Source organism: Variovorax sp. efr-133-TYG-130, assembly GCF_030208835.1.
GTDB lineage: Bacteria > Pseudomonadota > Gammaproteobacteria > Burkholderiales > Burkholderiaceae_C > Variovorax.
In genome coordinates, this window is sequence record NZ_JARVTD010000042.1 from 1 (window position 1) to 12,013 (window position 12,013).

The 12,013-nt window shown below is 68.8% G+C and carries 11 protein-coding genes and 1 pseudogene; 7 read left to right on the top strand and 5 right to left on the bottom strand.

Features of this window, described 5'->3' with window-relative positions:
* From QRN67_RS30525 to QRN67_RS30545, 5 genes and pseudogenes are all read right to left on the bottom strand, one after another.
* A pseudogene (locus tag QRN67_RS30525) lies at positions 1-91 on the bottom strand (superoxide dismutase [Fe]); the annotation flags it as partial.
* Positions 92-131: 40 nt separating this feature from the next.
* Positions 132-827, bottom strand: a complete 696-nt coding sequence (locus QRN67_RS30530) for a helix-turn-helix transcriptional regulator (RefSeq protein WP_285414865.1) — start codon at positions 825-827, stop codon at positions 132-134.
* Positions 828-862: 35 nt separating this feature from the next.
* On the bottom strand, positions 863-2,302 hold the full coding sequence (locus QRN67_RS30535; RefSeq protein ID WP_285414866.1) for an efflux transporter outer membrane subunit: 1,440 nt from the start codon (positions 2,300-2,302) through the stop codon (positions 863-865).
* Positions 2,299-5,379: a MexW/MexI family multidrug efflux RND transporter permease subunit gene (locus QRN67_RS30540; protein ID WP_285414867.1), complete on the bottom strand. Its 3,081-nt coding sequence runs from the start codon at positions 5,377-5,379 to the stop codon at positions 2,299-2,301. The genes QRN67_RS30535 and QRN67_RS30540 overlap by 4 nt, the downstream gene beginning before the upstream one ends.
* A complete protein-coding gene (locus QRN67_RS30545; RefSeq protein ID WP_285414868.1) occupies positions 5,376-6,485 on the bottom strand; it encodes an efflux RND transporter periplasmic adaptor subunit in 1,110 nt (369 codons plus the stop codon). Before QRN67_RS30545 ends, QRN67_RS30540 begins: the two co-directional genes overlap by 4 nt.
* A 250-nt stretch (positions 6,486-6,735) precedes the next feature.
* On the opposite strand from QRN67_RS30545, the gene QRN67_RS30550 reads away from it, so the two are divergent.
* The 7 genes from QRN67_RS30550 (at position 6,736) to QRN67_RS30580 (ending at position 12,007) form a co-directional block, all read left to right on the top strand.
* On the top strand, positions 6,736-6,858 hold the full coding sequence (locus QRN67_RS30550; RefSeq protein ID WP_267898696.1) for a hypothetical protein: 123 nt from the start codon (positions 6,736-6,738) through the stop codon (positions 6,856-6,858).
* Positions 6,855-6,953 carry a K(+)-transporting ATPase subunit F gene (kdpF, locus tag QRN67_RS30555; RefSeq protein WP_019657711.1) on the top strand — a complete coding sequence of 33 codons (99 nt, stop codon included), beginning with the start codon at positions 6,855-6,857 and terminating at the stop codon, positions 6,951-6,953. The genes QRN67_RS30550 and kdpF overlap by 4 nt, the downstream gene beginning before the upstream one ends.
* Position 6,954: 1 nt before the next feature.
* Complete coding sequence (gene kdpA, locus QRN67_RS30560) at positions 6,955-8,754, top strand: potassium-transporting ATPase subunit KdpA (protein WP_285414869.1); 1,800 nt, start codon at positions 6,955-6,957, stop codon at positions 8,752-8,754.
* Positions 8,755-8,767: 13 nt separating this feature from the next.
* Positions 8,768-10,870: a potassium-transporting ATPase subunit KdpB gene (kdpB, locus tag QRN67_RS30565; protein ID WP_106936506.1), complete on the top strand. Its 2,103-nt coding sequence runs from the start codon at positions 8,768-8,770 to the stop codon at positions 10,868-10,870.
* A 13-nt stretch (positions 10,871-10,883) separates the two neighbouring features.
* Positions 10,884-11,495 (top strand): potassium-transporting ATPase subunit KdpC, encoded by a 612-nt coding sequence (gene kdpC / locus QRN67_RS30570; protein WP_285414870.1) that lies wholly within the window; start codon positions 10,884-10,886, stop codon positions 11,493-11,495.
* Between the two features lie 67 nt (positions 11,496-11,562).
* Positions 11,563-11,886 carry a hypothetical protein gene (locus QRN67_RS30575; RefSeq protein WP_285414871.1) on the top strand — a complete coding sequence of 108 codons (324 nt, stop codon included), beginning with the start codon at positions 11,563-11,565 and terminating at the stop codon, positions 11,884-11,886.
* Positions 11,876-12,007 (top strand): hypothetical protein, encoded by a 132-nt coding sequence (locus tag QRN67_RS30580; RefSeq protein ID WP_267898697.1) that lies wholly within the window; start codon positions 11,876-11,878, stop codon positions 12,005-12,007. Before QRN67_RS30575 ends, QRN67_RS30580 begins: the two co-directional genes overlap by 11 nt.
* Positions 12,008-12,013 lie beyond the last annotated feature (6 nt).

Below are 12,013 nucleotides of genomic sequence, written 5' to 3' on the forward strand. Positions count from 1 at the left end.
GCTTGCCGTAGTGGTACTCGAGGGTTTCCTTCGAATACTCGGGTGCCAGTGCGTCCAGGGCGTAGGGCAGGGGTGGGAGCTTGTGTTCCATCGTGATTACCTTCGTGGTTGTTGAAAAAGAAAAAGCGGATTCACTCGTCGGCCGGCAACGCGCCCGGCTTGGGCACGACCCGGTAGGCACAGCGCCGCGCGCCCGCGAGCACATGCTCGACACGGCTCACGGTCACCTCGGGCCCCAGCACTTCGTCGAAGAGCTGCAGCTCGCTGCGGCAGAAGCCGCTGCAGGCCTGCGCCGCCGTGCAGATGGGGCAATGGTTCTCGATGAAGAGCCAGCCGTTGCCCTGGCCTTGCTCGTCTTCGGGCCGGAACTCGGCCATGTAGCCTTCGCGGCTGCGGATTTCCGCCAGCCGCGCAAGCCGCGTCTTCAGGCTGCGCGCGCCGCGCATGGCCTGCGTGTAGCTGGCGCGCATGGCGTCCTCGCGCGCCGTGATGAGCTGGTCCATGCCCTTCTCTCCGAACACGCTGATGACGGCGCTGATCATCTGCACCGTCATCTCGGCGTGCGTGTCGGGAAAGCGCTTGTGGCCTTCGCCGGTGAGCCGCCAGATCTGCGTGGGCCGGCCGCGGCCGATCGGGCGGCTCTCGGCGTCGACCAGGCCCTCAGCCTCCAGCTTGGCCATCTGCTGGCGCACCGCTTCCACGGTGACGTTCAGCACCTTGGCGATGTCGGGAATGCCGAGCGCGCCGCGGGTCTTGAGCGTCGAGAGGATGCGGTCTGCCGGCTGGTGCGGCATCCAGGTGGGCTTGGCGGCATCTGGGGCGGGCATGGCGGGTTCGGTCGTGGAGGAAAACGGGTCCATTGTCAGGTGGTTGGACCTCCCCTTGCCACCGCGGGTGCTTGCCAGCCGCCGCCCAGCGCCTTGTAGAGCGCGACGAGGCTGGTGTACGAGGCGGTTTCGGCCTCGGCCACGGCATCTTGCGCGCGCAGCAGGGTACGCTGGGCGTCGAGCACGCTCAGGTAGGGCGCGGCGCCTTCGCGGTAGCGCACCTCGATCAGTTCGGCGGCGCGGGCGCTGCGGGCCGAAGCCTCCACCAGCCGCTGCAGCCGCAGCTGGTTCTGGCCGTACCCGGCGAGGGCGTTCTCGACGTCCTCGATGGCGCGCAGCACGGTCTGCTCGTAGAGCGCGCGGTCGCCTTCGGCGCGGGCCTGGGCGCCGCGCACGCGGGCCTTCACCGAGCCCAGCCGAAGGGCGGGCCAACCCACGCCGGGCGTCACGCTGAAAGCCCGGCTCGACGAGCTTCCCAGGTCGGAACCGCGCAAGGCGATGAAACCGAGGAAGCCGCCGATGTCGAAGCGCGGATACAGCTCGGCCGTGACCGCGCCCACGTCCGCCGTGCTGGCCGCGAGGCCGCGCTCGGCGCGCAGCACGTCGGGCCGGCGGCGCAGCAGGTCGGCCAGGTCGCCGACGGGCAGGCGCCTGTCGAGTGCATGCAGCGGCCGGGGCTGCAGCATCGGTTCGAGCTCGGCGGGGCGCAGGCCGGCCAGCACCGCGACGCGGTAGGCGGCCTGGCGGCGCGTCGTCTCGAGCGCCGGCAGCTGGCTCTCGGTGCTCGCGAGGTTGGCCTGCGCGCTCGCCAGGTCGCCCTCGAGGCCGCGGCCGGTCCGCACCTGCGCATCGGTCACGCGCAGGCTCTGGCGCAGGCTGTCGAGCGTGCGGCGCGTCACGGCAATGTGCTGCTCCGCGCCGCGCATCTCGTAGTAGTTGCGCGCCAGTTCGGCCACGGCCACGATGCGCACCTGCTCCAGGTCTGCGGCGCTGGCTTCGGCGCGCGCGGTAGCGGCCTCGTCGAGCCGCTTCAGCCGGCCGAACAGGTCGATTTCCCACGAGGCGTCGAAGCCCGCGCGGCTGCTCTGCGCGAGCGAGCGCGCATCGGGCTGCAGGCCGTTGTTGCCCTGCGCGATGCTGCGCGTCTTGCTCGCGCCTGCGGTGACCACCGGCAGCCGGTCGAGCTCGGCTTCCGTCTGCGTAGCGCGGGCTTCGAGCAGCCGGGCCTGCGCGATGCGGATGTCGTGGTTGGCGGCCAGCGCGCGGTCGATCAGCGCATCGAGCTGCGGATCGTCGAGCTGGCGCCACCAGTCGCGCTGCACTGCGTCGCCGGCGAACAGCGAGCGCTCGGGCGCGGAGATGGCAACCGGCGCATCCGAAGGCGCGGTGTACTCAGGCCCGACCGCGCAGCCGGCCAGCACGAGCAGGCTCAACGCAAAGGGTGCTGTGCATGAAAAGAGTCGGTTCATCGTCATGCTCCTTCGGCCAGCGCATCGAGTTCGGCCGTGCGCCGCGAGCGGCCTGCCGCGCGGTGGTCGCGCGCCAGCAGCGTGTACATGGTGGGCAGCACGAACAGCGTGAACAGCGTGCCCACCAGCATGCCGACCACGATCACCAGGCCGATGCTGAAGCGGCTGTTGGCGCCCGCACCGCTCGCGAACAGCAGCGGCACCAGGCCCATCACCATCGCGGCCGTGGTCATCAGGATGGGGCGCAGCCGTATGCGCGCGGCCTCTTCGATCGATGCGCGCCGGTCGAGGCCCTTGTGCATCTGGATCTCGTTGGCAAACTCCACCATCAGGATGCCGTGCTTGCTGATGAGCCCGATCAGCGTCACCAGCCCGATCTGCGTGTAGATGTTGATGGTGCCGAAGCCCAGCGCCAGCGGCACCAGCGCGCCGCAAATCGACATCGGCACGCTGATCAGGATGATCAGCGGGTCGCGCAGGCTCTCGTACTGCGCGGCCAGCACCAGGTAGATCACCACGATGGCAAACACGAAGGCCATCACCAGGGCGGAGCCCTCCTGCGTGAACTGCCGCGCGTCCGACTGCCAGTCGTAGCTGAAGCCGGCCGGCAGCTTCTTCGCCTCTTCGCTCAGGAAGGCCACCGCGTCGCCCATAGTCACGCCCGGCGCCGGAATGGCCTGGAAGGTGGAGGCGTTGAGCTGGTTGAACTGCGTGAGCTTGTTGGGGCCCACGCTGGTCGACAGCTGCACCAGGTTGGCCAGCGGCACGGGCTGGCCGCTCGCGCTCTTCACGAAATAGCGCGAGAGCGCCTCGGCCGTCAGCCGCTGCTCGCGCGGCGACTGCGGAATCACGTCATACGAGCGGCCGTCCATGCCGAAGCGGTTGACGTAGTTCTCGCCCACCAGCACCGCCAGCGTGTCGCCGATAGATTTCATCGTCACGCCCATGCTGTTGGCCTTGGCGCGGTCCACGCGGATCTCGACCGTGGGACTGTTGAACTCCAGGTCGCTGTCGACCACGGCGAACTTGCCGCTGTCGCGCGCCGACTTCTTCAGCGCTTCCATGGCCTCGAAGACGGTGCGGTGGTCGCCCGCGCTGCGGATCACCATCTGCACCGGCAGCCCGCCGGTGGAGCCTGGCAGCGAGGGCAGCTGGAACGCGAAGACGCTGCTGCCTTCCACCTCGTTCATGCGGCCCTGCGTGTCGCCCTGGATCTGGTCGGCGTTGCGCTTGCGGTCTTTCCAGTCGGACAGCTGCACGCCGCCGATGCTGTTCGACACGCCGTCGGAGCCGTTGATGAGCCAGCGGCCGGTGTTCTCGGGCAGCGCCGCGAACACCTCGTCCCACTTCTTGCCGAACTTCTCGACGTAGTCGATGTTGGCGTGCTGCGGCGACTTGATGGCCGTGAGCACCATGGCCTGGTCTTCGCCAGGAGCCAGTTCGCGCTGCGCCGCGTTGTAGAGGAAAGGCAGGCTCGCCAGCACCAGCGCGGCGAACACACCGGTCACCCAGCGGTGGTGCAGCGACACGTCGAGCAGCCGGCCGTAGCCCGTTGCAAGCTTGTGGAAGAACGACTCCGCCGCGCGCGCCATGCGGCTGCCGGTGGCGTCCTGCGGCAGCAGGAACGAACTCATCACCGGCGACAGCGTGAGCGCGATCACACCCGACACCACCACCGCGCCCGCCAGCGTGAAGGCGAACTCCTTGAAGAGCGAGCCGGTGAGTCCGCCCATGAGCCCGATGGGCGCGTACACCGCCGCCAACGTGAGCGTCATCGCGATCACCGGGCCGGCCACTTCGCGCGCGCCGATCAGCGCGGCCTGCACGCGCGACTTGCCTTCCTCGATGTGGCGGTGCACGTTCTCGACCACCACGATGGCGTCGTCCACCACCAGCCCGATGGCCAGCACCATCGCCAGCAGGGTCAGCAGGTTGATGCTGAAGCCGAACAGCAGCATCAGCGCGGCGGCGCCCAGCATCGACAGCGGAATGGTCACCACCGGAATCAGCACCGCGCGCGCCGAGCCCAGGCACAGGAAGATCACGATCACCACGATGGCGATGGCTTCGAGCAGCGTCTTGCGCACCTCGTCGATGGAAGCCTCGATGAAGCGAGCCAGCTCGAAGGGCAGTTGCACTTCCACGCCGGGCGGCAGGTTCTGCCTGATGCCGGGCAGCAGCTCGCGGATGCGCTTCACGATCACCAGCGGGTTGCCGTTGGGTGCCGCCTGCAGGCCGAGGTAGATGGCGGGCACGCCGTCCATCGTGGCGCTGCTGTCGGCGCTTGCGGCGCCCAGCTCCACGGTGGCCACGTCGCCAAGGCGCACGACGGCGTCACCGTCGCGCTTGACCACCATGTCGCGGAACTCGGCCACGTTCACCAGGTCGGTGTTCACGCGGATGTTCGACACCACGTACAAGCCCTTCACCTGCCCGGGTGCGGCCTGCACGTTGTTCTGGCGCAGCGCGTCGGCCAGCTCGCCGGCCGAGATGCCGCGCGCGGCCATGCGGTTGGGGTCGAGCCACACGCGCATCGCCAGCGTCTGCCCGCCCGAGACCTCGACGCCCGACACGCCGGTGATGGACGCGAACTGCGGCTGCACCACGCGCGAGAGGTAGTCGGTGAGCGCCGGCATCGGCATCGTCTTGCTCGAGAAGCCGACGTAGGCCACCGCAGTGGCCTCGCCCGATGACTTCAGGATCACCGGGTCGAAGGCCTCGGCCGGCAGCCGGTACTTGACCTGGCTGACCTGCGCCATCGCCTGCGTGAGCGCCTGGTTGGCGTCGGCGTTGAGCTTCATGCGCACGCTGATCACGCTGCGGCCCAGCGTGGAGGACGACGACAGGTAGTCGACGTTCTCCATGGTCGCCACCGCCTGCGCGATCGGCTGCGTGACGAAGCCCTGCATCAGCTCCGGCGACGCGCCGGGGTACTGCGTGGTGATGGTGAGCGTGGTGCTCTCGGTCAGCGGGTATTGCCGCACCGGCAGGTCGCCCAGCGCACCCGCGCCAAGCAGCAGGATGAGCGTGCTCACCACCAGCGCCAGCACGGGCCGGCGCACGAAGAGATCGGTGAACTTCATGGCCTGGCTTCCTGTGCGAGGGCCAGCGTGTCCTTGGCCGTCGGCATCACGGCCGCGCCGGTGTACAGGCGCAGCTGGCCGGAGGTGACGACCTTGTCGCCGGGCGCGAGGCCCTTCTCGATCACGACCAGCCCATCCTGCCGTTCGCCGGCTTTCACGAACACCTGCTGCGCGGTGAAGCCATCGCCCTTTTCCGCGGGCCGCACCACGAAGACCGAGTCGCCGTGCGTGCTGTAGGTGATGGCCGTCTCGGGCACGGTGATGGCGTCGGTGCGTGCAGGCAGCGCGACCTTGCCATTGACGAACATGCCGGGCGTGAGCGCGCCGTCTGCGTTGTCGATGGTGGCCTGCAGGCGCACGGTGCGTGTGTCGCTGCCGATCTGCGGCTCGATGGTGCTGAGCCTGCCCTGGAACACCCGGCCCGGATACGCATCGACCGACAGCGCCACCTGCTGGTTGCGCTGGAGCATGGGCAGTGCGGTCTCCGGCAGCGTGAGGTTGGCGAACAGCGTGCGGCTGTCGGTGAGCGATACCAGCGCATTGCCGGCCCGTACGAACTGGCCGAGGTTGACGCGGCGGATGCCGAGCACGCCGTCGAACGGCGCCTTGATGCGCTTCTGCTCCAGCACGGCGTGGGCGCGCCGCAGGTCGCCGCTGGCCTGGTCGAAGGCGGCCTGCGCCTGTTCGAGCTGTTCCTGCGTGGCGGCCTGCTGCGGCAGCAGGCGGCGCGTGCGTTCCAGCAGCGCCTTCGCATTGGCGCGCTGGGCCGTCAGGCGCTCCAGGTCGCCTTGCTCGGGCGCGTCGTTGAGCTGCACCAGCAGCTGCCCTGCGCGCACCTGGCCGCCGGGCGTGAAGAGGATCTTCGCGACGCGGCCCTCCACCTCGGCCGGCACCTCGACCTGCCGGTTGGCCTCCAGCGTGCCGATGCCGCTGAGGAAGCGCGCCACCTCCGTCTTCCGCGCGGTGGCAACGGCCACCTTGGCCGGCGGCATGCCGGCTTCCTGCGCGTGTGCCGGCTCGAGCTTCGTGACGAGCCCGTAGCCGGCTCCCCCCAGTACCAATGTCGCCAGGCCAGCGCCCAGCCACGCCCTTGATTGCTTGTTCATTACGACGCCCATTATTAATCAAAGAAAGTGATTTGATTATTTGATGGCGCCGGCTGCCTGTCGAGGAAGGCGTGGCAATGGCCGTCATAGGCTGGGGCTATTCGAGCGAACACCTGAAGCCACGTCGGCACCGCGAGGCGACGGCCCGTTTTTTACGCTTTCTTTACGGCCGTACCTTCACTCTTTCCCCCGTTTTGACGCACGACTGCCGAGACTGAAGCCCATCTTTTCTCGTTTGCAGGAGTGATGCATGGACATCGTCTGGATGGGCGCCTTGCTGGCGCTTTGGGCCGTGGTGGGGGCCATGGTGGTGGGGCTGAACAGGCTCGACGCACCGAAGCCATCGAACAAGACCGACGGAGCGCCGTCATGATCAGCCTCGAAGTTCTCTATGGCTTCGGCGCGCTGATCGCCGTGGTGCTTTTCGCCTACCTCGTGTTCGCGCTGATCTGCGCGGAGGAATTCTGAAATGACTTCCTCCGCCTGGGGCCTGCTGGCCCTTTTCCTGGCCGCGCTGCTGGTGCTGGCCTGGCCCGTCGGCAAGTTCCTTGCCGCGCTGTGCGACGAGCGCGTGCCGCGCTGGATGCAGCGCGTCGAGGCGCCGCTGTACAAGCTCGCCGGCACGCAGCCCGGGCAGTCGATGCACTGGCTGCGCTACGCGCTCGCGCTGCTGGCCTTCAACGCCTTGGGCGCGATCTTTCTCTACGCCCTGCAGCGCCTGCAGGGCTGGCTGCCGCTGAACCCCGCGGGCATGACGGCCGTGTCGCCCGACTCGGCCTTCAACACCGCGGTGAGCTTCGTCTCCAACACCAACTGGCAGGGCTACGCCGGCGAGTCGACCATGAGCTATCTCACGCAGATGCTCGGCCTGACGGTGCAGAACTTCCTGTCCGCCGCCACCGGTATCGCGGTGGCCTTCGCGCTGGTGCGCGGCTTTGCCCGGCGCGGCGACGGCAAGGGCCTGGTCGGCAACTTCTGGGCCGACGTCACGCGCATCACGCTGTGGGTGCTGGTGCCGATCTCGTTCGTGCTCGCGATGATCTTCGCGGGCCAGGGCGTGATCCAGAACCTCGACGCCTACAAGGAAGTGAGCACCCTGGAGACCACCGCCTTCCAGCAGCCGAAGAACGGCGCCGACGGCCAGCCCCTGAAGGACGAGAAGGGCCAGCCGGTGATGGAAGACGCCACCACCAAGACGCAGACCCTGGCCATGGGCCCGGTGGCTTCGCAGGAAGCCATCAAGATGCTCGGCACCAACGGCGGCGGCTTCTTCAACGCCAACTCGGCGCATCCGTATGAAAACCCGACGGCGCTGGTGAACCTGCTGCAGATGATCGCGATCTTCCTGATCCCGGCCGCGCTGTGCTTCACCTTCGGCCGCGTGGTCGGCGACATGCGCCAGGGCTGGGCCGTGCTCGCGGCGATGACGATCATGTTTGTCATCGCGGTGATGGTCATCACGCCCGCCGAGCAGGCCGGCAACCCGCTGTTCGCCTCGCTGGGCGTGGACCAGGTGTCGAGCGCGCTGCAGGCCGGCGGCAACATGGAAGGCAAGGAAGTGCGCTTCGGCATCGATGCCTCGTCGCTGTTCGCCGCCATCACCACGGCCGCCTCGTGCGGTGCGGTCAACGGCATGCACGACTCGCTCACCCCGCTGGGCGGCATGGTGCCGATGGTGCTGATGCAGCTGGGCGAGGTGGTGTTCGGCGGCGTGGGCTCGGGCCTGTACGGCATGCTGATCTTCGCGATGCTCGCGGTGTTCATCGCCGGGCTGATGATCGGCCGCACGCCCGAGTACCTCGGCAAGAAGATCGAGGTGCGCGAGATGAAGCTGATCTCCATCGCCATCCTGGTCACGCCGGTGCTGGTGCTGGCGGGCACGGCGGTGGCGGTGATCGCGGGCGCCGGCAAGGCCGGCATCGCGAACCCGGGCGCGCACGGATTCTCCGAAATCCTGTACGCGCTGACCTCGGCCGCCAACAACAACGGCAGCGCCTTCGCGGGCCTGTCGGCCAACACGCCTTTCTACAACGGCCTGCTCGCGCTGGCGATGTGGCTCGGCCGCTTCGCGATGATCGTGCCGGTGCTGGCCGTGGCCGGCGCGCTGGCCGCCAAGAAGCGCCTGCCCGTCACCAGCGGCACGCTGCCCACGCACGGCCCGCTGTTCGTCTCCCTGCTGATCGGCACGGTGCTGCTGGTCGGCCTGCTCAACTATGTGCCGGCGCTGGCCCTGGGGCCGATCGTCGAACACCTCGTGCTCTGGAAATGAGAAGGAGCGCCACATGACTACTGCCAATACCAAGACATCTCTTTCGCTGTTCGACGCGGCGCTGGTCAAGCCCGCGCTGTGGGCCGCCTTCGCCAAGCTCGACCCGCGCACCCAGTGGCGCAACCCGGTGATGTTCATCGTGTACATCGGGAGCATCCTGACCACGGTGCTCTGGGTGCATGCGCTGAGCTTCCCGGGCGACACCGGCATGAAGCCCGCCTTCGTGCTGGCCGTGACCATCTGGCTGTGGTTCACCGTGCTGTTCGCCAACTTCGCCGAGGCCCTGGCCGAGGGCCGCAGCAAGGCGCAGGCCGCTTCGCTGCGCGGCCTGCGCAAGGACACCTGGGCCAAGAAGCTGCAGGAGCCGCATCACGGCGCCCAGTGGCTGCCTGAGCAGGCGCCCAACCTGCGCAAGGGCGACGTCGTGCTGGTCGAGACCGGCGACGTGATCCCGCTCGACGGCGAAGTGATCGAAGGCGTGGCCTCGGTCGACGAAAGCGCCATCACCGGCGAATCGGCGCCCGTGGTGCGCGAATCGGGCGGCGACTTCTCTGCCGTGACCGGCGGCACCCGCGTGCTGTCCGACTGGCTGGTGGTGCGCATCTCGGTGAATCCGGGCGAGTCTTTCCTCGACCGCATGATCGGCATGGTCGAGGCCGCCAAGCGCCAGAAGACGCCCAACGAGATCGCGCTGACCATCCTGCTGGTGGCGCTGACCATCGTGTTCCTGATGGTCACGGTCACGCTGCTGCCATTCTCGATCTTCAGCGTGGAAGCCGCCGGCGCCGGCACCGTGGTGTCGCTCACCGCGCTGGTCGCGCTGCTGGTGTGCCTCATTCCGACCACCATCGGCGGGCTGCTGTCGGCCGTGGGCGTGGCCGGCATGAGCCGCATGATGCAGGCCAACGTGATCGCCACCTCGGGCCGCGCGGTGGAAGCCGCCGGCGACGTCGACGTGCTGCTGCTCGACAAGACCGGCACCATCACGCACGGCAACCGCCAGGCCACGGCCTTCCTGCCCGCGCCCGGCATCACCAAGGCCCGGCTGGCGCGCGCCGCCATGTTCTCGTCGCTGGCCGACGAGACGCCCGAAGGCCGCAGCATCGTCGAGCTGGCCCGCCGCGACGGGCTGGACACCACCGCCGTGGAGGGCGCGCGCTTCGTGCCCTTCACCGCGCAGACCCGCATGAGCGGCGTCGACCTGCCGGCCGCGCCCAACAGCCTGGACACCGACGACATCCTGCTGCGCAAGGGCGCGGTCGAGGCGGTGCGCCGCCACGTGGAAGCGCTCGGCGGCAGCATGGCGCCCGAGGTGCTGCGCGCGGCCGAGGAAACCGCGCGCCGCGGCAGCACGCCGCTGGCCGTGGCCGAAGGCGACCGCGTGCTCGGCGTGGTCGAGCTCAAGGACATCGTCAAGACCGACATCAAGGAGCGCTTTGCCGAGTTGCGCCGCATGGGCATCAAGACGGTGATGATCACCGGCGACAACAAGCTCACGGCGGCGGCCATCGCGGCCGAAGCCGGCGTGGACGACTTCCTGGCCGAAGCCACGCCCGAGGACAAGCTGGCGCTCATCCGCCAGTACCAGTCCGAAGGCCGCCTGGTGGCCATGACCGGCGACGGCACCAACGACGCTCCCGCGCTCGCGCAGGCCGACGTGGCCGTGGCCATGGGCAGCGGCACGCAGGCGGCCAAGGAGGCCGGCAACATGGTCGACCTGGACTCCAACCCGACCAAGCTGCTGGAAGTGGTGGAGACCGGCAAGGCGCTGCTCATGACGCGCGGCTCGCTCACCACCTTCTCAATTGCCAACGACGTGGCGAAGTACTTCGCCATCATTCCGGCGATCTTCGTGTCGACCTATCCGCAACTGGGCGCGCTGAACGTGATGCGCCTGGCTAGCCCGTCCTCGGCCATCCTGAGCGCGGTGATCTTCAACGCGCTGGTCATCGTGTTCCTGATTCCGCTGGCACTGAAGGGCGTGCGCTACCGGCCCGTGGGCGCCGCGTCGCTGCTGCGCCGCAACCTGGCCATCTACGGCCTGGGCGGCCTGCTGGTGCCCTTCATCGGCATCAAGCTGATCGACTGGCTTCTTGTCGTCGTCCATCTCGTCTGAGGAGTTTTCCATCATGAACAACAACAGCGGCAACATCGCCCGCCCCGCGCTCGTGCTCTTCGTGCTGCTGAGCGCGCTCACCGGCCTGATCTATCCGATGGCCGTGACCGGCGCCGCCAAGGCGGTGTTCCCCGCGCAGGCGGCCGGCAGCCTGGTCGTGCTCGACGGCACCACGGTGGGCTCGAAGCTCATCGGCCAGAACTTCAGCGATCCGAAGCACTTCTGGGGCCGCCCGTCGGCCACCGCGCCGCAGCCCTACAACGGCGTGGCCTCCGGCGGCTCGAACCAGGGCCCGCTCAACCCCGCGCTGACCGACGCCGTGAAGGCGCGCGTCGAAGCGCTGCGCGCGGCCGACCCGGGCAACACCGCGCCGGTGCCGGTCGACCTGGTCACCGCATCGGCCAGCGGCCTCGACCCCGACATCAGCCCGGCCGCCGCGCGCTACCAGGCTGCGCGCGTGGCGCGCGTGCGCGGCATTCCGGTGGACCGCGTCAACACGCTGATCGCCGACAACACCGAGGGCCCCAAGTGGGGCTTCCTGGGCGAGCCGCGCGTCAACGTGCTCGCGCTGAACATCGCGCTCGACGCTTTTGCAGGTTCCTTCAGTCCTTCGACGCCCCGTTGAGGAGAAACAAGCCATGGCCTATGCCGCCTACCGAGAACACCCCGGCGTGCCGCGAACGCACGCACTCATGAGCAAGCCGAACAGCAGGCAGGGCGCAAAAGGCCCGTACTACGTGCTCGACGTCACCGTCTGCTGCGCCGACGCCCTGCGCGTGCGCCGCAGCATGGCCGGCTGCCCCGACGCGGGCGTGGTGCGCTGCGAGCCGCTGCTGCACGCCTGCAGCACGCAGGAAAGCGATGCGCCCTGCGTGCGCCTGATGATCCGCCTGCCCATCGGCAGCTACGCGGACGTGCTGCACCGCCTGATCGAGTGCGTGCCTTCGGGCGAGATCGGCCGGCTCGTGAGCTGGCGCGATCACCTCGCGCGCTGCGGCCTCGGCCATGGTCACTGACCTGTTGCTGGCACTGCTGGCCATGGCGGCGCTGTTCGTGCCGCTGGGCTTTGCCTGGTGGGTGCTCTCGCGCACCGCGCGGCGGCACGCGGACCGCCGCAAGGACCCTCCGATGCGATAACCTGCG